Origin of the sequence: Streptomyces melanogenes (genome assembly GCF_014649795.1) — a bacterium.
Taxonomy (GTDB): Bacteria; Actinomycetota; Actinomycetes; order Streptomycetales; family Streptomycetaceae; genus Streptomyces; species Streptomyces noboritoensis.
The window spans coordinates 480262-498422 of sequence record NZ_BMTS01000004.1 but is presented as its reverse complement, the minus strand read 5'-3'; the positions used below and the strand labels follow the sequence as shown (position 1 = coordinate 498422).

At 73.1% G+C, this 18161-nt stretch carries 16 protein-coding genes; 5 read left to right on the top strand and 11 right to left on the bottom strand.

The window, feature by feature from the left end:
• Positions 1-291 precede the first annotated feature (291 nt).
• From IE252_RS12400 to IE252_RS12380, 5 genes are all read left to right on the top strand, one after another.
• The gene (locus tag IE252_RS12400; protein WP_190089405.1) at positions 292-882 is read left to right on the top strand and encodes a hypothetical protein; all 591 of its coding nucleotides are present in this window, start codon (positions 292-294) and stop codon (positions 880-882) included.
• Between the two features lie 312 nt (positions 883-1194).
• Complete coding sequence (locus IE252_RS12395) at positions 1195-3273, top strand: PEP/pyruvate-binding domain-containing protein (protein WP_190089404.1); 2079 nt, start codon at positions 1195-1197, stop codon at positions 3271-3273.
• Positions 3270-4160: a hypothetical protein gene (locus IE252_RS12390; protein ID WP_190089403.1), complete on the top strand. Its 891-nt coding sequence runs from the start codon at positions 3270-3272 to the stop codon at positions 4158-4160. The genes IE252_RS12395 and IE252_RS12390 overlap by 4 nt, the downstream gene beginning before the upstream one ends.
• Positions 4161-4267: 107 nt before the next feature.
• On the top strand, positions 4268-4789 hold the full coding sequence (locus IE252_RS12385) for a DUF2243 domain-containing protein (RefSeq protein WP_190089402.1): 522 nt from the start codon (positions 4268-4270) through the stop codon (positions 4787-4789).
• The gene (locus tag IE252_RS12380; protein ID WP_190089401.1) at positions 4789-5646 is read left to right on the top strand and encodes a cytochrome c oxidase assembly protein; all 858 of its coding nucleotides are present in this window, start codon (positions 4789-4791) and stop codon (positions 5644-5646) included. Before IE252_RS12385 ends, IE252_RS12380 begins: the two co-directional genes overlap by 1 nt.
• On the opposite strand, the gene IE252_RS12375 is transcribed toward IE252_RS12380, so the two are convergent.
• The 11 genes from IE252_RS12375 to IE252_RS12325 form a co-directional block, all read right to left on the bottom strand.
• Positions 5594-6601: an ETX/MTX2 family pore-forming toxin gene (locus tag IE252_RS12375; RefSeq protein WP_229848270.1), complete on the bottom strand. Its 1008-nt coding sequence runs from the start codon at positions 6599-6601 to the stop codon at positions 5594-5596. The two genes, IE252_RS12380 and IE252_RS12375, sit on opposite strands and share 53 nt — an antisense overlap.
• A gap of 158 nt (positions 6602-6759) precedes the next feature.
• Positions 6760-8367, bottom strand: coding sequence for a carboxylesterase/lipase family protein (locus tag IE252_RS12370; RefSeq protein WP_190089400.1), 1608 nt, complete (start codon positions 8365-8367; stop codon positions 6760-6762).
• A 103-nt stretch (positions 8368-8470) separates the two neighbouring features.
• Positions 8471-10489: a GAF domain-containing sensor histidine kinase gene (locus IE252_RS12365; RefSeq protein WP_190089399.1), complete on the bottom strand. Its 2019-nt coding sequence runs from the start codon at positions 10487-10489 to the stop codon at positions 8471-8473.
• Between the two features lie 14 nt (positions 10490-10503).
• Positions 10504-11178: a response regulator gene (locus IE252_RS12360; protein ID WP_229848268.1), complete on the bottom strand. Its 675-nt coding sequence runs from the start codon at positions 11176-11178 to the stop codon at positions 10504-10506.
• A gap of 87 nt (positions 11179-11265) precedes the next feature.
• A complete protein-coding gene (locus tag IE252_RS12355) occupies positions 11266-12189 on the bottom strand; it encodes a VOC family protein (RefSeq protein WP_190089398.1) in 924 nt (307 codons plus the stop codon).
• A 50-nt stretch (positions 12190-12239) separates the two neighbouring features.
• Positions 12240-13796 carry an FAD-dependent oxidoreductase gene (locus IE252_RS12350; RefSeq protein ID WP_190089397.1) on the bottom strand — a complete coding sequence of 519 codons (1557 nt, stop codon included), beginning with the start codon at positions 13794-13796 and terminating at the stop codon, positions 12240-12242.
• Positions 13793-14365 carry a VOC family protein gene (locus tag IE252_RS12345; protein ID WP_190089396.1) on the bottom strand — a complete coding sequence of 191 codons (573 nt, stop codon included), beginning with the start codon at positions 14363-14365 and terminating at the stop codon, positions 13793-13795. The genes IE252_RS12350 and IE252_RS12345 overlap by 4 nt, the downstream gene beginning before the upstream one ends.
• Positions 14362-14763, bottom strand: a complete 402-nt coding sequence (locus IE252_RS12340) for a cupin domain-containing protein (protein WP_190089395.1) — start codon at positions 14761-14763, stop codon at positions 14362-14364. The genes IE252_RS12345 and IE252_RS12340 overlap by 4 nt, the downstream gene beginning before the upstream one ends.
• The gene (locus tag IE252_RS12335) at positions 14760-15488 is read right to left on the bottom strand and encodes a cupin domain-containing protein (protein WP_190089394.1); all 729 of its coding nucleotides are present in this window, start codon (positions 15486-15488) and stop codon (positions 14760-14762) included. The genes IE252_RS12340 and IE252_RS12335 overlap by 4 nt, the downstream gene beginning before the upstream one ends.
• Complete coding sequence (locus IE252_RS12330; RefSeq protein WP_229848266.1) at positions 15481-16707, bottom strand: sedoheptulose 7-phosphate cyclase; 1227 nt, start codon at positions 16705-16707, stop codon at positions 15481-15483. Before IE252_RS12330 ends, IE252_RS12335 begins: the two co-directional genes overlap by 8 nt.
• A 67-nt stretch (positions 16708-16774) precedes the next feature.
• On the bottom strand, positions 16775-17920 hold the full coding sequence (locus IE252_RS12325) for a 3-dehydroquinate synthase family protein (RefSeq protein ID WP_190089392.1): 1146 nt from the start codon (positions 17918-17920) through the stop codon (positions 16775-16777).
• Between the last annotated feature and the right edge of the window lie 241 nt (positions 17921-18161).

The following is an 18161-nucleotide window of genomic DNA, read 5'->3' as shown; positions in this document are numbered from 1 at the left end:
AGGTCGAAGAACAACTCGAACCAGCCCGCGCGGTGTTCCTCGGCCCCACTGCCCGTACCGTCGGCCGCCCCGGCGTCTGTCATGTCGCTCACCCGCCCACTGTGGAAGCCACACCCGGCGGCGGGAGCCGGGCGCGCCGGGGCGAGCCGGCGAGCCGCCCGGGCGGGCCAGTGGCCGACCGTGTCCCACCCCTCGGAAAAGACGACTCCCGGACAAGATCAGGCCTCGCGGACCGGCGATATGACACCCCCTTATGGCTCTCACACAGCGTTGTTCGCCATACTTCGCGCCGTGGACCAGCAAACAGACGACCAGCACACCGCCCTCAACGCCGCCGCGCTCAACCCGGCGCACATCCCCGGGCTGATGCCCGCCCCGGCGACCGCGCCCGACGCGTCGACGCAGGGGCGGAAGACGGATGAGCAGAAGACGGCCGAGCCGGGGCCGGAGGCCGAAGCGGACGACGTGACGGCCGACGAGGCCGAGGCGGAAGACGTGAGGGCCGAGGAGCCCGAGCCCGCCACCGCGCCGACGGCGGACGCCGACGCCGAGCCCGCGGCCGACGAACCCGACCCCGAACGCCCCGCGTCCGGCTCGGCCGAGGACGGGCCCACCCTCTCCGCGTCCGACCGGCGGGGATCCATCACCGCCGACCGCGCGGGCATCCGGCTGTGCCTCGACGGCGAGGAGGCCGACTTCGGCTGGGACGAGCTCAGCGCCGTCGAGTACGCGACCTCCCGCTGGAACCGCCGGTTCGCGGTCACGGTGCATCTGCCCCGGCCCCGCTGGTTCCGCATGGACGTCCAGGCCGAGGACCGGGCGAGCCTCGCCCAGTGGTCCGAGCAGCTCGAAGAAGTACTGAACGCCTACTTCGAAGAGTAGAACCAACCGCCCGACGGGCGGACGACGACGCCCGCACCGCGCCGAGTCACGGACCCGTGACCTCGGCGCGGACGTCGTCGTACCCCCGTGGCTTGTTCCGCACTGCTCTGCCGTCATCTCCCCCGCAAGGCAAGGCAAACTCAAGCGGAAACTGACATGAACAACACCGATGTGAAGGATCGGTCGAATCCCGGACCCGGGGCCGAGGGGGAGAAACATGCTCGCACTGTCGTGGATCGGGCCGACGTTCCCACCAGCCTCCCCAGTCACCGCGCGGACGTACGCGTCAACGGACGCTGCGGACGGTGTGCGATGACCACCCTCGATGAACGCGGCCGGGAACAGGGCGAGGAACGCGGCGAGGAAACCGGCGTCCACCCCGACGCGGCCGTCGCGCTGGACCGGCCCGCCGCTCAACTGCCCCTGTCCGCGGGCTCCAAAGCCGCCAACCTGGCGCGTGCGGCAGCCGCCGGGCTGCCGGTCCTGCCCGGCTTCGTCATCCCGCACGGCGCCGGTGACGACGCCCGAGCCCTGCGGCACGCCTGGCACGAGCTCTCCCAAGACGGCGCCGTCCCACTGGTCGTACGCTCCTCGTCCCCGCAGGAGGACACCGAGGAGTCCTCCCTGGCCGGGCAGTTCGCCTCCGTGCTCGACATACGCGACTGGCCCGGCTTCCGCGCGGCCGTGCGTACGGTCCTCGACTCCGCCGACCGGCTCGACGGCACCCGGGCCCCGATGGCGGTCCTCGTCCAGCCCATGCTCGACGCACGCGTGGGCGGGGTGCTCTTCGGTGCCGACCCCGTGGAAGGCCGGCTGGACCGGATGCTGGTCAGCGCCGTGCGCGGCGGGCCCGACACCCTGGTCAGCGGTGAACAGGACGGCACCAGCTACCACTTGACCCGCTCGGGCCGACGGCTGCGCCCCACCACCCCGCACACCAACGGCGAGCACCTGCTGACCCGTACCGAGCTCCACCGCCTCGCCCGTCTGGCCCGGCAGGTGGAGAGGATCTTCGGCGGGCCGCAGGACATGGAGTTCGGCTTCGACGCGGCAGGACGGCTGTGGCTGTTCCAGGCCCGTCCCATCACGGCCATGACCGCGCGCCCCGCCCGCGGCGCACGGCTGCTCGGCCCCGGCCCCGTCGCCGAAACCCTCCCCGGCACCCTGCAACCGCTGGAGGAGGACCTGTGGGTGGCGCCGATGGCCCGGGGTATCTGCTCCGCGCTCGACATCGCGGGCAGCGCACCGCGCCGTCTGCTGCGCACCCACCCCGTGGCGACCACGGTCGCCGGACGTGCCGCGGCGGACCTGCGTCTGCTGGGCATCGCACCGCCCCGCCACCGTCTGCTGGCCAGGCTCAACCCGCTGCCGGGCGCCCGCCGTCTGGCAGCGGCGTGGCGCACCGGGCGATTGACCCGCGCCCTGCCCGACCTCGCCCTCGACCTCACGGCCGACATCGACCGCCGGTTGGCCGAGACCCCGGCACCGGCCGAGCTCTCGCGCGCCGACCTGGCCGATCTACTGCGCTGGACGCGCTCGGCCCTGGCGGCCCTGCACGCGCAGGAGGCGCTGGCGGGCGCGTTGCTGCGGGAGAGCAGCACCCGTACGGCCGCGAGCGCGGCGCTCGCCGCACTGACCGAAGGCCGAGGCCAGGGGCGCACGGACACCGAGATCGTGGCGGGCACACCGGTGGTCCTGGCGCTCACCCCGCCGAGTCTCACCGTTCCCCTGCGACTGCCTCCGACCGAGGAGAACGGTCACACACCTACGGTCACGTCGACGGACTCACGTCACCTCACCCTGCCGACCCGCGAGTCACTGCGGATGCGCATCCGCTGGATCCACCAACTCCAGGTACACCTCGTCCACGACGCCGCACGCCGTATCACCCTGTCGCACCGAGCCGTCGCGCAGTTGCAGTGGCACGAGTTAGCGAGCGCCTTGGACGGTTCTCCCTTACCGGGCGACGTCGCCCAGCGCCTCCCCCGCCCCGACAGCCCGCCGCTGCCCGACACCTTCCGGCTGGCGGGCGACTCCGTGGTGGTCGCCGAACGCCCGAGCAACGGCGCCGCCCAGGGCGTCTCCGGCGGCCGCGCCACCGGAACCGCCTGGGACGGCCGGGGTGAGCGCCCCGAGGACGCCGTCCTGGTCGTACGCACCCTCGACCCGGCCCTCGCTCCCCTGCTGCCGCAGGTGACCGCCCTGGTCGCCCAGACCGGCAGCCCGCTGTCCCATCTGGCCGTGCTGGCAAGGGAGTTCAAGGTGCCCGCAGTGGTCGGCGCCGCCGACGCCGTACAGCGGTTCGCTCCGGGGACCCGTCTGGCCGTCGACGGCACGAGCGGGGACGTATGCCTGGCGGACACCCGTACGCGAGAGGCGGCCGACCGGTGAAGCGACTGGCACACCTCTTCGCGGGCGCGGCCGGGCTCGGCGCGGGCTCGTACGTCGTCATCTACCTCTACCGCTGGCAGTGGCAGCGCGCGATCATGTGCGGTGTTCTGCTGCTCGTCGCCGAAGTGCTGCTGCTCGGCCTGGTCCTGCTGGGCCGTCTCAGCCGCATCGAGCAGCGCATCAGTGAGGGCCACCGGCGTCACGCCGACGTCCTGGCCCGGCTGGAACAACCCCGCGCGGAGGATCCCGCCGCGCGCTTCCGGTGGCTGGACGACATCCGGGTGGAGCGCACGCACGTCTTCGTCCCCGTTCTGATGGCCGCAGGTGCCGTGCTCTCGGGGCTCGCGCGGCTCGTCCAGAAGATCGCCCAGAGCACGGTCCGCCCCGCCGCCGACCGCCGGGTCGCGGGCCGTCTCGCGGTCCTCGCCGCACCGCCGCTCGGCGCCGACCTCGACGCCCTGCCCGCGACCGGCCCGGACCGGCGCCGCAGGCGACACCAGGTCACCGGTTTCATCGCCGGAACCACCGCACTGGCCGCCCTCGTCCTCGGGCTCGGCGAACTGACCGAAACCCGCCCCGAGGAGCGCGCCCCGGACACCGTCGCGACCTCGGTGGTGGTCCGCCTCGCCACCCGGGGGGTATCCGGCCAGGAGTACCAGGCGCTGCTGGCCCACGAGATCTGGAACCGCTGCCGCCACTCCACCGCGGTCCCGCTCTACGACGCCCCTCTCGGCAGCCTCGGCGACGGCCTCTACGCGGGCGTCGTCCACCCCGCTCTCGCCGACCACGACCGGATGCGGCTGCGCGGCTGCCTGGAGGACACCGCGACCGACCGCGCGTACTTCAAGGTCGTCGGTATGGACCAGACCAGGAGGGAGAAGCACTGACGCAGGGGTGGAAGTGAGCCGCAATACGGTGGGAGGCGGTGGGCGCGGGCCGAGAGGGTATCCGCAGGGGAGGAAGTACGGTCCCACCTCCCGTCAGGAGGCCGCCTGTGGCTACCACTTCGACACCCCGTCGCTCGCCGCCCCCGGACTACGGGACGGTCCGTCCCCAGCGCTCCGCGTGGTCGGGGGTGCTCATCGGGGTCGGGATCGCCGCGTTCGTGGATGAGACGGTGTTCCACCAGCTCCTGCACTGGCACCACTTCTACGACAAGTCCACCCCCGGCGTGGGACTGGTCTCCGACGGCCTGTTCCACGCCTTCGGCTGGTTCGCCGTGGTCATCGGCCTGGTGCTGGTCGCGGACCTGCGCAGGCGCGGTGCGCTGACCGGCCGGGGTCTGACCGGCGGGATCCTGCTGGGCGCGGGGTTCTTCCAGCTCTACGACGGCACGATCCAGCACAAGCTCCTCAAGCTGCACCAGATCCGCTATCACGTCGACCTGGTCCCCTACGACTGGACGTGGAACGTGCTGGCGGTGGTCTTCCTGATCGTCGGTGCGGTGCTGGTGAGGCGTCCCCTTACCGGTGAAACGCACGCGACCGACACGGTGGCGGGCCGGGAGCCGGGCTGATGGCGCCGATGCCTGCCGGGCAGGCCAACGGCGCCCCGGCGGGGGTGGCCGCCGTGCTGGCCCTCAGTGCGGCAGTTGGTTACCTGCTGGCGGCGCGACGGCTGCGGCGCCGAGGGGACGTGTGGCCACGGTTACGGGACGCCTCCTTCACCGCCGGACAGGTGTGCCTGGTAGCGGTGGCCCTTGTCCCCCTGCCGGGCGGGGAGTTCACCGCTCATATGCTCCAGCACCTGGTCATCGGCATGGCCGCCCCGCTGCTGCTGGTCCTGGGCCGCCCGGTGACACTCGTCCTGCGCGCCCTACCGGCGGGTCCCGCACGGCGCGGTCTGCGGGCCACGGTCCGCTCCCGCCCGGTCGGTTGGCTGGTCCTGCCCCCGGTGGCCGCCGTGCTCGACGTGGGCGGACTATGGGTGCTGTATCGCACCCGGTTGTTCGCCCACCTCCACGACCAACCCTGGCTGCACGCCGCCGTCTACACCCACGTCCTGGCCGCCGGACTGCTGTTCAGCTTCGCCGTCTGCCAACTCGAACCCGTACGCCACCGGTACGGCCTGCCGCTGCGGGCCGCCACCCTGATCGCGGCGGCCACCGCCCACTCGGTGCTGGCCAAGTCCCTGTACAGCGCCTCCCCGCCCGGCACCGCTTTCACCGGCCACGACCTGGCCGGCGCCGCGGAGGCGATGTACTACGGCGGTGATGCGGTGGAGATCGCCCTGGCCGCCGTCCTTGCCCGGCAGTGGTACACCGTCACGGGCCGCCGCCTCTCCCCCGCCCGGCATGACGGCGGCCCCTACGCGTACCGGCTCAGCGGCCCGCGACGACGGAACGCCGACCGTCCGGCGTCAGCGGCACGGTGAGCGGCTGGGCGCCCACACCGTGTGCGGCGCGGCCGTCCAACGGCTTCTGCACGGTGTTGATGTTCAGCGAGACACCCTGGCCGCCGCTGAACGTGCCGGTCGCGAAGGCGTTCACCGTCGCGTCCGCCGTGACCTCGTAACCGGTCGTGTCCACGATGCCGTGGGCCCGGCAGTCGCGGAAGACGTCCTCGATCGGGACGAACCACAGCCAGTGCAGGTCCGAGCCGCCGTTGAGGTCGACCTTCTCGTTGAACCACACGGCCACCATCCCGGACATCGACACCGTGGCCGTCCAGTCGATGTCGTACCGCTGCGTCCCCACCACCAACGACGCCTCGACGGCGGACTTCGGCGGGATCCGCAGCGGCAGGTCGACGCTCCAGGTCTGTGTCTCCTTGTGCGCGAACTCCTGGGTCGAGGAAAGGCTCGCCTCGATGGAGGTGGTCTCGCTCACCTTGGCGACGGCCGGGATCTCCGCCGACACCTCCATCGTCACACCGATCTTCAGCGACTCGGTCACCGAGATCCGCAGATCCTGCTCCGTCGTCTTGCTCTGCTTGTACGTGACGGTCTGCTCGACCGACGTGCCGTTGCGGTAGTTCGTGGTGACCGAGCTGACCTGGCCGGGGATCGGCGAGGGCGCGTTCGGGTCGTAGGTGATGCCGGAGTACTTCGTACGGACCTGATGGCGGTGGTAGTCGGCGAGGAAGCTCTGCTTCCCGTAGTCCGTGGAGGCGGTGAACCGACAGCCCCGGGACGACGGATGGCGCTCACGGGCCAGCCAACCGCCCCAGGCGTCGGTGATCTCCTGAAGGGACCGGCTCGCCCCCTTCTTGGGCGGTGCGGCCTGCGCGGGCGTCGCGACGGCGAGGGTGACCGGAATCGTGGCGGCGACTGAGGCGGCGGGCGCGAGGGCCAACAGGCGCCGCCGGGACACACCGGGTATCTGGGACATGGGGGATTCAAGACCTTTCTGCGGCACGGGCGTACGGGACGGAATTCCTGGTACGCCATGCAAGCCCCGATCCCGGTGGGGGCCTAGGGACTTAAGTCCTTGCCGGTCCGCGCCGGCCAACGTTGGCCGAAAACCTCACAGGAAACTTCGGCGGCGCCCTATGCCACCGGCCCCTGCGAGGTCGGCCGCGCGATCGTGGCCCAGAACGCGCACTGGTGGGACGTGTCGAAGTCCGTCCGGAGGGTGACCGCGTCCGGGGCCAGGGAGAGCTGGCGGTAGGGGGTCGGGGCGGTGGGCGGCCAGGTGGCGGGGGCCGGGGTCGACGTCGTCGCGAAGCTCGACCAGAGGGTGGTCATCGTTTGCGACAGACGGGTCTGGGCCGGGGTCAGGCGGACGTCCGGCGCCGGGAGGTAGGTGAACAGGTACGGGATCTCGGCGCCGTGGTAGGCGCCCAGCGGGAGATCCGCGGGCGTGTGGTAGAGGTTGGGCGCGGAGCGGTCGGCGAACTCGTACGCGAAGACGCGGCCCGGGGTCGTGGTGGCGAGCTGACGTGCCGCCTCCCGGGTGGGGCAGGCGACGAGGTAGTCGCCGAACGCGGCCCCGAAGGCCAGACGGTAGTCGTTGCCGTAGCGCGAGGCCGGGTAGTGCGCGGCGACGCGCGGGCCGTCGAGTTTGAAGAGGCTGGTCAGGACGACGGGGTAGGTGCCCGCGTTGAGGCGTGTGCCGCCGGACTCGACGATGAGGGCGCCGATGGTGCCCTCGTCCAGCCCGTTGCCGATCAGCACCGGCACCCGGGCGTAGTCCCCCGCCTCGATGGCCTGCCCGGGCGGTACGGGCAGGAGGGGCGTCCCCGACACCGGCCACCACGGGGCCGCGCCGCTCGTCGGCGCCTTCAGCAGCGCGGCGGCCGACTTCCCCCGCAGGCACGACACGACCACGGCGGGCGTGGTGCCCAGGCACCCCGCACCCGCCGCGAAGGACGAACCCGCCGAGGTGGCCTCGGCCAGCGGGCGGGACGCCACACCGCACGGCGCGCTCTGGATGACGGCACGCGCGAAAAGCCCGCGCGAGCCGGGCGCCACCAGGTGCCCGCACACGCTCAGCCCGCCCGACGACTGCCCGGCCGCCGTGACCCGCGCGGGATCACCCCCGAAGGCCGCCGCGTTCGCCCGGGTCCAACGGAGCACGGCCTGCTGGTCCATGAGGCCGTAGTTGCCGGATCCGGTGTCCGGCGCCTCGGCCGTCAGCCCCCGGTGGGCCAGGAAACCGAAGGCGCCGAGCCGGTAGTTGGCCGTGACCACGACCAGGTCGCCCGTGCGGGCGAGGTGGGACGGGTCGTAGTGGGCGGCGGTCCCGGAGACGAACGAGCCGCCGTGGAACCACACCAGGACCGGTTTGCCGCTCCCGCCGCCCGGTGGGGTGAAGACATTGAGGTAGAGGCAGTCCTCGTTGGTGACCTCGGAGGTGCCGAGGACCGGCCGGGCCTGCTGGGCGCACGCGTCGGCGAAGTGAGCCGCGTCCCGGATGCCGGACCACGCGGCGACGGGCTGGGGCGGCCGCCACCGGCGCTCCCCCACCGGCGGCGCGGCGAACGGCACGCCGAGGAAGTCACGGCCGCGGTCGGTGACCACACCGCGTACGCGTCCCGCGTCCGTGCTGACCACAGCTGGATCCTCCGGTGCCGCAGCGCCCGCCCGGGCCGGGACCGCGACGGCCAGGCAGACGAGAGCGAGGAAGGAGACGAACAGGCTGCGTGTGGTGGCCATGGAGGGTGTCTACCCGGGGGCGGGAAGGCTTTCCTTCGCCCGAAAGGGGCACACCTGAACGAACGTGCACCCTGACGCCGTCATCTCGTGCACCCGTGCGCCGTCATACCGGGAACGGGCCCGCCACCGGCGGGAACGACGCCCTGACGACCATGCCTCGTTCCGGGCCCCGAGCGAGGGTGAACTGCCCGCCCAGCTCGGTCGCCCGCTCCCGCATCGACCGGATCCCCACTCCGTCGCCCGCACGGTGTTCCGCGAGCCCGTGCCCGTCGTCGCTGACCTCGATCGTCACCTCGTCCGGCACCACGTGCACGCGCAGCACGGCCCCGGTGGCCCCCGAGTGCCGTACGACGTTGTTCAGCGCCTCGCCCCCGATGAGGTAGACGGCCACCTCCACGGCGGCCGGCAGCCCCGGCAGCGGGTCGGGCGTGAAGCACACGTCCACCACGAGCCGCTGCCCGAACCGGTCCGCCAACTGCCGCAGCGCACCGTCGAGCCCGTTGCGGTCCAGGGCGGCCGGTGCCAGCCCGGCGGAGATCTGGCGGAGCTCGGCGATGGCCTGCCCGATGCCCTCGGAGGCGGTCTCCAGCGGCCGGGCGGCCGCCGAGCCGTCCGGTACGGCGAAGCGCGCGGTGTCGATCTGCAGCCGGGCCCCCGAAAGGGCGGGCCCCAGACTGTCGTGCAGGTCGTGCCGCAGGGCGCGGCGGGCCTCCTCCCGCGTCACCACCATGCGCTCGCGGGTCGCCCGCAGGTCCTCGTAGAGGCGTACGGAGGCGAGCGCGGGGGACGCCTGGTCGGCGAGGGACCGCAGGACTTCCTGGTCCTGGCGGTCGAGGGCGCGCTGGCCCGCCCTCGGGGCGACGTGCAGATGGCCGACGACATTGCCTTCGTACGTCAGGGGGAAGCCGTAGGAGTCGGGCACCGGCTCCCCGGCGGCGGCCAGGGTGCGCGGCCCGCTGCGGGTGTCGACCACCACTTTGGCCCCGGGCAGGTTGAGGGTGCTCACCACCGTGTCGCACAGCAGGCGTGGCGCCTGCGCGGGTGCGGCGGCCTGGCTGAGCCGTCGCGAGAGGGCGCGGACGACTTGGTAGGGGCGGGCGCGGTCGCCGTAGTAGATGCGGTCCACCACCCGTACGGCCAGCCGTGCGCAGGGATAGAGCAGCGCCCCGGAGGCCAGGCCCACCGCGCCCGACACCAGGGCCTGGGTGCTCAGTCCGCCGGGCAGGGCGCGCAGCACCAGCAGCGAGACGACGGTGTACACGGCGATCAGAGCGGCCGTGAGCAGGAGGGAGGCCAGTATCTTGCGGGTGGCCCGGTCCAGTTGGCCCGAGCGGTCGCGGCTGATGCCGTAGATCGCGCAGAACGGCCACAGGAACGCCACGGCGTACGCGTACGACCAGAAGGCGCCCGTCGGCGGGGCGACGCGGTTGACGTAGAGGAACACCAGCCACAGCACGTAGGGCATGACCGGGATGAACTGCCGCCGGTCGGGGGTGCGCCACCAGCGTACGGCCATGACGGTCAGGCCGGTGAGCAGGAGGACGGTCGTCACGGGGACGACGGCGACGTGGTCGAGCAGGGCGGCCCGCAGGCGCTGCCAGGCGCCCCGCTCGAACGGGTCGGGCACGGTGTAGGGGACCGGGTCGGTGTAGGCGGGCACCAGGCTCCACGCGGCGACGAGCACGAGGTAGACCCGCCAGACCCGGTGGCGGGGCAGTTCGCCGCTCGGCAGGTACAGCGGCAGCGCGTAGAAGGTGAAGGCGGCCAGGGCGTAGGAGAGCCGGGAGACGAGGGCCATGGTGAGGCCGAGGCCGTGGGGGGCGTCGGTGACGGCCACGGCGATCAGGCCCGCGTCCGAGAAGACGTTGGCCGTGCCGGTCGCGACCAGGAGCGGGCCCAGGACGCTACGGGGCCGATGGGCCGTCATGAAGGCGCCGAGCAGGACGACTCCGGTGGCGGCCACCACGGGCACACCGCGCGGGATGATGTACGGGGTGAGCCGCGCGTCGTCCAGGTGGGCCAGGGCGAGGACCGCCCAGATCACGGCGGAGGCGAGAGTCAGCCCGTACGCGGCGAAGGTCGGCGCCGACCGGCCGCCCCGCACGGATGCCGTCTCGTCCACCGGAGTCCGCTCCCTCAGTCCTCGTCCCCCAGGCCCGCGTCCCGCGCCCTGGCCACGGCCTCGGCGCGGGTGGTCACCTGGAGCTTGTCGAAGATGTGCGTGACGTGGTTGCGGACCGTCTTCTCGGACAGCACCAGTTGCCGGGCGATGCGGTGGTTGTCCAGGCCCCGGGCGATGAGCTCCAGCACCTCGGCCTCGCGTGCCGTGAGCGCCGGGAACAGCTGCTCGGCGTCGTGGCGGCGGCCCTCGCGCAGCAGCGCGGTGAGCCGCTGCGCGGTCTGCGGGCCGAACACCGCGCCGCCGGCGGCCACCGTGCGTACCGCGTGCAGGACCTCTCCCGCGCCCGCGCCCTTGACCAGATAGCCGCGGGCACCGGCCTGCAGGGCGGCCAGCAGGCTGCCGTCGTCGTCGGACATGGTCAGCATCAGCACCGGCAGACCGGGGTGGAGTGCGCTGAGCTGCCGGGTGACGTCGATGCCGGAGGCGTCGGGCAGGGCCAGGTCCATGACGACGACGTCCGGGATCTGCCGCGCCACCGCCTCCAGCGCCTCGGCGGCGGTGGCGGCCTCGGCGACGACGTCGGTGCCGCCGGTGCTCTCCAGCGCGGCCTTCAGACCGCTGCGGAACAACGGGTGGTCGTCGACGATCAGGACTCGGGGCACGGCGGCGTCCTCGTCTTCTTGGCTCACAGGGTGACGTTAACGGCCGCCCTGGGCGATCTCTCGTTTTGTTGCTCGCCCCGGCGCCGTCGGACCCGGCGCCGCGCGGGGCGGGCGTCAGGCCGTGTGGGTGCCGGTCATCAGCGCGGCCATGTCCTCCGGCGCGATCCACGAGGGCGGGGGCGGCTGCCCCCAGCTGAAGAAGCTCTCGTTGACGTCGAAGACCTCCGGATCCCACAGCTGGTCGTCGACGATGCAGTCCATGTCGGAGTAGTACTCCGTGAAGTTGCCCGCCGGGTCCTTGAGGTACCAGAAGAAGTTGGAGCCGATGAAGTGGCGGCCGAAGCCCCAGATGTGGCGCTCGGGGTGGTCCTCCAGCATGGCCATGGCGCCGCGTCCGATGTCGTCGACGTCGTCGACCTGCCAGGACGTGTGGTGCAGGAAGGCCACGGGGGCCTTCAGGACGAGGATGTTGTGGTGGTCGGTGGTGCAGCGCAGGAAGCAGCCCGCGTCGCCCAGCGAGTCGCTCACCTTGAAGCCGAGGCCGTCGCCGAAGAAGGCCGCCGTGGCCCTCGGATCGGGGGTGCCCAGGACGGCGTGCCCCAGCTTGCTGGGCCGCACCCGGTCGGGGCGCATCACACCAGGGGCCCGGCCGGTGGTGCGCTCGGTGCGGCCCGGTCCGTTGTACGGGGTGGGGGGTGTCGGGGGCGGTGTAGGGCGCGGTTCGACCTGGAGCACGGCACGGGCGCCGGTGACGGGGTCGGCCGCGGTCAGGCTCGGACCGGCGCCGCGAGCGGCGGCGATGCCCATACGGCGCAGCCGGGCGGCGGCCGCGTCGAGGTCGTCGCTGTCGTCGACGCCGACGCGCATCTCGATCAGCCGACGGGTGGGCGCCGACACGATCCGCAGCTGGCGGCCGCCGTCGCGGGTGGCGAACCAGCCGTCGTCCTGCGCCCGCAGGCCGAGTTCGGTGTAGTACGGGGCGGTCGCCGCGGGGTCGGGAACGCCGATGGTGACGGAGGACAGACGGTGCAGTGACATGGTGGGGTTCCTTTGCGGACAGGGGTTTGTGGCGTCAGGGGCTTGGCGTGTCAGGGCAGGATCGCGGCGCTGCTGCCCGCGCGCAGGGCCTGCGCGACGATGGTCAGGGTGGGGTTGACCGCCGCGGAGGAGGGGAAGAAACCGCCGTCGACGACGAACAGGTTGCTCACCTCGTGGCTGCGGCAGTAGGGGTCCAGCACCGAGCGGGCGGGGTCGTGGCCGGCGACGGTCGTGCCGCACTGGTGACCGGTGTGCTCGACGCCCATGCGGTGGGTGAGGACCAGCGGGTAACCGGCCCGGCGCATCATCCGCGCCCCTTCGCGCACCAGCCGCCGGTGGGCGCGGGCGTTGACGGGGTGCCAGTCGAGCGTGACTCCTCCCCTGGGCCCGAGCAGCACCCGGTTGTCCGGACGGGGCAGGTCCTCCGAGATGAGCCACCAGTCGACGCTGTGGGCGGCGAGCTCGCCCAGGACGCGGCGGGGCACGCGCGGGTGCGCGGTCGCCATCGCGGCGGGGTGGACCTTGCCCATCAGCTGGAGGTTGCCCAGCGGGTGAGGGGTGTGGGCGCCGGCCCGGTAGAAGTCGTTGACGGCGAGGGTCTTCTGGAAGACCGCCGCGTTGCGGTGCCGTGGGTCGACGGCCATCAGCATGCTGTTGTGGTGCAGCATCAGGTTGCGCCCCACCAGACCGCTGCCGTTGGCCAGCCCCGCGGGGTGGGCGCTGTTCGCCGAACGCAGCAGCAGCACCGCCGAGTTGACGGCCCCGCAGGAGACGACGACGGTCCCTGCGGTGAGGGTGACCCGGTGCCCGTTCCTGGTGGCTTCGACGGTGGTGACCGTGCGCCCGGACGGATCGGTGCGCAGCCGGGAGACATACGTATGGGTGAGCAGCCGGACCGACGGGGTGCGCAGGGCGGGGCGCAGGGCGCGCGTCTCCGCGTCGCTCTTGGCGCCGACGCGGCACGGGAAACCGTCGCAGGTCCCGCACCGCGCACACGTCCCGCCGTCGGCCAGGTCGACGCCGAGCTCCAGCGGATGGGGGTGCAGCCCCTGGGCGCGCAGCCGCTGCTCCAGCTCCGCGATGCGGGGCGCGTGGGCGACCGGCGGGTGGGGGTACGGGCCGGAGCGGGCCGGTTCCGTGGGGTCGTGGCCGTCCTGGCCGTGCACCCGGTACAGGCGCTCGGCCTCGGCGTAGAACGGCTCCAGCTCGGCGTACTCGAAGGGCCAGGACGGGGAGGTGCCGTCCAGGTGCTCCACCGCGTCGAAGTCGCTCTCGCGCAGCCGGGGCAGGCTCGCCCCGTACACCTTGGTGGTGCCGCCGACGTAGTAGTGGGCGGCGGGGGTGAAGGCCTTGCCTCCGGTGGTGTGCCAGGTCTCGGCGTTGCGGTAGCGGCCGTCGCCGAAGACGGCCTCCGGCGACCAGTTGGCCTCCTCGCGGGGCAGGAACCCGCCGCGCTCGACGACGAGGACGCGGGCGCCGGACCCGGCGAGGGCCCAGGCCACGGTCGCTCCCCCGGCACCCGAGCCGATCACGATGACGTCGGCGTCGTAGCGGGTGGCGTCGTGCCGGACCACCGGCGGGGTGCCCGGTCCCCAGATGCCGGTCATGTCCCTCTCCCTTCGTGCGGCGCCCCCGGTCGGTAGAGGCGTACGGCGGTGTGGTCCTGGTAGGGCTGGCGGTCGGGGGCGTGGACGAGTTCGAAGTGCAGGCCCCACGGGGTGGTGAGGTACACCCACCGCGTGCCGCGGATGGGACCTGCACCCACCTCCTCCGGCTCGCCGAGCATCCGTACGCCCGGTGTGGCGGTGAGGTGCCGCACGGAGGCGTCGAAGTCGTCCGTCCACAGCGCCAGATGGTGGCCGCCCACATCGCTGTTGCGGGGCATCCGCTCGCGTCGGCCGGGGCCGGTGTACTCGAAGAGTTCGAGGTTGAGGGCGGGACCGAAGCGCAGCATGGCGATGTGGACGGTTGCCCGGGGGTCGACGCCGAGCTGCCGGTGCATCCAGTCGTCGTCAGCGGCGATCGGCCCGGTGCGGTAGGCCTCCTCGGCGCCCAGCACCCCGGTGAAGAAGGCGACCGCCTCGTCGAGGTCGGGCACGGTGAAGGCGATGTGGTGGACAGCGCGCAGCCCGGGGGTGAGCGAAGTGGTGGCGGTGGCCGGGGCGTTGGTGGTCATGTCCGGTCCTTGGTCAGGTCGGGGGTGCGGAGCGGGAGGCGGCGGGTGACGGCCGTGGGTGTCACCGTCAGGCACAGCAGCTCGGCGCCTTCCGGTCCGGCCCGCAGGGTGACGTCGTCCGCCGCACGGGCCAGGAGCAGATCGTCCTCGTCGAGCTCCGTGCCGGTGGGCGGCCCGCTGGTCCAGCGGGCGGTGAGCGGGCCGCGCAGGACGTACCAGGCCACCTCGGCGTCGGCCCGGCCCACGAGGTCGTAGTGCGCGTGGGGCGCCAGGCTCACCCGGTCGACGGCCTCGCACTCGCTGTGCAGCATGCCGCGCCGGGCCAGACAGCGGATGCGGATGGTTTCCCGGCCGCCGGTGTGCACGGCGGCCGACCGGTGGCTCGCATTGATGATCACTGGTGCTCCTCTACGGGGACGTCCAGGACGGCGTGGAAGTACTCGAGGCCGTCGCCGCCCGCCAGGACGCGGGCCCCGGTGCCCAGGGGCAGGGTCACGGAGACGCCGGGGGCGAGGGCCACGGTCGTGGCTCCGGCCTCCACCGTTCCGGCGCCGTCGGTGACGTACACGGTGTGCTCGACGTCCCGGGCGGCCAGCTCGGCCGTACCGCTGGGGAGCAGTCGGGTCACGCGCACGGTGCGCAGGGGGCCGGTGAGGACGGTGGCGGCGTCGACGGGCCCGCTCCGGCGCAGGTCGGCGACGACGGCGTGGCTGACACGGGGTGAGTCGTCCATGGTGGTGCCCTTCGTGAGCGTATGGGTGTCCGCGTCGGCGGGGATCTCGATGACGAGCCAGGACAGCGGCCGCCGACCGGTGTTGCGCAGGCCGTGCCGACGGCCGAGGCCGGTCAGGACGGTCGTGCCCGGGTGGACGGGGTAAGGGCGGCCGTCGAGGGTGATCTCGCCCTGCCCGTCGAGGACGAAGTACAACTCCTCGGTGCGCGAGTGGCGGTGTTCCCCGCTGACGCCGCCCGGCGGCAGCCAGGCCCACTCGACCGCTTCCCAGCGGCCGTGCAGCCCGGGGCGCCGGGCCAGACACGTCCAGCGCGAGTGGCCCTCGGCGGCGTGCACGCCGTGCACGTCGGCCGGTTCGTGGACATCGGCAATCACCACTGCCTCACTCATGACCGGCCTCCCCGAACCCACGACCGGTCTCCTCGGCCTCCGAGTGATACGTCCTCAGGCGCTCGGCCGCGAAGGCCAGTTCGCCGGGTGTCACGTCGTCGACGAAGACGGCGTCGCCGATGCCGAGGGGCAGGGGCAGGCGCTGGCTGCCGTCGCGGTGGCGGACCGTGTCGGCCAGAGCCTCGCCCAGCACGCCCGGTTCGCACAGCCGGTGCCATATGGGCAGGGCGAGGCCGCGCATCACGTCCAGGATCCGTCGGCGCTCCCTCGGCAGGACCAGGCCCCGCCGTTCGGCGATCAGCGTGGTCAGTGCCATGTCGAGGCAGACCGCCTCGCCGTGCAGCAGTTCGGGCAGGGCGCGCATCTCCAGCGTGGGGCTGAGGGAGTGGCCGTAGTCGACGACCCGCTCCAGCTCGCTCTCCCACAGGTTGCCCTGCAGCTCCTCCAGCATGCCGTGCACGGCCCGGCCGAGCACTTGCCGTACGACAGGGCTCGGCCCCTGGAAGTTCTCGCCGACCAGTCGGCTCCCGTGGGTCTCCAGCAGACCGAACAACTCCCGGTCCTTGATCAGGGCGATCTTCAGGATCTCGGCCATGCCGTTGCTCAGGTGCCGCCGGTCGAGGGTGGCCAGGAAGCGCGGGTCCAGGAGGGTCTGCGCGGCGGGGTGGTAGGTGCCGAGCCGGTTCTTGTGCGGCCCGAAGTTCACCCCGGTCTTCGCCCCGACGCCCGCGTCGACCAACCCGATGAGGGTCGTGGGTACGCGTACGTACGGGGTGCTGCGGCGGTAGAGGCTGCACGCCAGGCCGACGACGTCCATCAGCACGCCGCCGCCGAGGGCGACGACCGGCTCGCTGCGCCGGGCGATGCCGAACCGGTCCATCGCCTGCGCCACCGAGAACACGGCGTCCATCGTCTTCAGCTGCTCGTGGGCGGTCAGCACGTGTATCTGGAAGTCCAGACCGCGGGCGGCTCCGTAGGCGCGGAGGCGGTCGCCGTACAGCTCGTCGACCGTGGTCTCCACGACGAGGAGCCGTCGGGGCGGCGCCGGGCCGTCGCCCGGGACTCCGGCACCCGCGAGTGCGGGGTTGCGCGGGTCCAGGACGTCCGGTGTGAAGCCGACCTCGTAGCGGACGGGCTTGGCGGTGCTCACGGTCCAGGAGCGGACCGGCTCGCCCGAGGTGAACAGGCCGTGGGTGGAATGGTGGGCCAGGGTGGTCACGGGTGGTCTCCTCACAGGAGGTGGGGCGGGGCCGAAAGGGTTTGTCGAGGTCGGAACGGAACCTCCTTCACCACGCTGCGGGTCCCGGCGCCCCGGGCACATGAGACGTCGGTCCCGACCGTGTCCCGGCCGGATCCCGGTCGCCGGGGCGCGCCACCATGACGTCCGGCGCCGCGACCGCCTCCAGGCCCGCCCGCAGGGCGTCCCGGCCGACGGCGGCGACAGTGTGGCCACCGCACACATGGGGCTGTCCCAGGGCGTCGAGCAGCACCATGTCGACGGTGCTGTCCGGGTCGTCCGCGACCTTCCGGACGCGCCGCAGGACCTCCAGCACGTCCTGCGCGGTGACGGGTGCGGGAAGGACGTCGGGAGCGCCCCAGCGCGCGAGCAGCTCCCGGTGTGCGGCCTCCCCCTCAGCGTCGAGCAGTCCCAGGTCGCGGGCGCACCGGGCGGCCACCAGCAGGCCCAGGGCGACGGCGTCGCCGTAGCGCAGGGCGCCGACGCCGAGGGCGCGCAGTGCGTCGGCCACCGCGTGCCCGTACCGGAACGCCCCGGCCGGCCCGTCCTCCAGCGGGTCGTAGCAGGTCAGAGCCGCCCGGGCGTCGGCGCACAGGGCGATGAAGGAGGCCAGTGCGCTCCTGTCGTACCTGCCGTCCGGGCGCAGCCGGGCGCAGACCTGGTCGTACGAGGCGGGGCACACCGACAGCACGTTCCTGACCAGGGCGTACAGCCCGGGCCTGACGGCACCGGGTGCCAGCGTGTCGAGGAACTCCAGCTGCGCCCGGACCAGCACCGGCAGCCGACGCGGCCCACCGGGGCCGACCAGCGACAGCGCGGTGTCCAGCACGGCGGGCAGCGTGGTCGGCAGCAGGAGCGGGCCCCGGCGGGTGTGCGCGGCCCGCTCGGCGACGGCGTCGAGGACGCTCGTACCGCCGAGGCCGACGATCACGGCCTCGGGAGGAACGTCGTCCGTGCCGGACGCCCCCACCAGGTCGGCGGGAGCGACCGCGCCCAGGTGGTGCAGGACGCGGTGGGCGTGGGCCGCCGGGACGCCGGGGTCGGAGACGACCACGAACCGCTCGGCGTCCAGCCGCCGGGCGATACCGGTCAGCTCGTCCCACAAGGCGGCGCCGGCCCGTATCTGCAAGGGGAAACGGGCGAGCCCGGAGCCGATGCTCCGGTCGAGGGCTACGGGTGAACGGGAGGAAAGCATGAGGGACTCACAGACCGGGCGCTGCCCGGAGGTTGCCGGGGACTGCCCGAGGTTCGGTCGATGCCCTCATACCGTCGGCTCCCCCGGGCCCCGGACACATGAGGCTGCGGCCCTGTCGTGGCCCCACTGGTCGGTCCCATGGACTCCCGGGGCCACGGCGGCGGCAGGTGTCCTCGCCTTCGCCCAGCCGGTGAGTCCTCACCTCCGGCGCGCGGGGCGCGCGGCTCTCACCGGGGTGTTC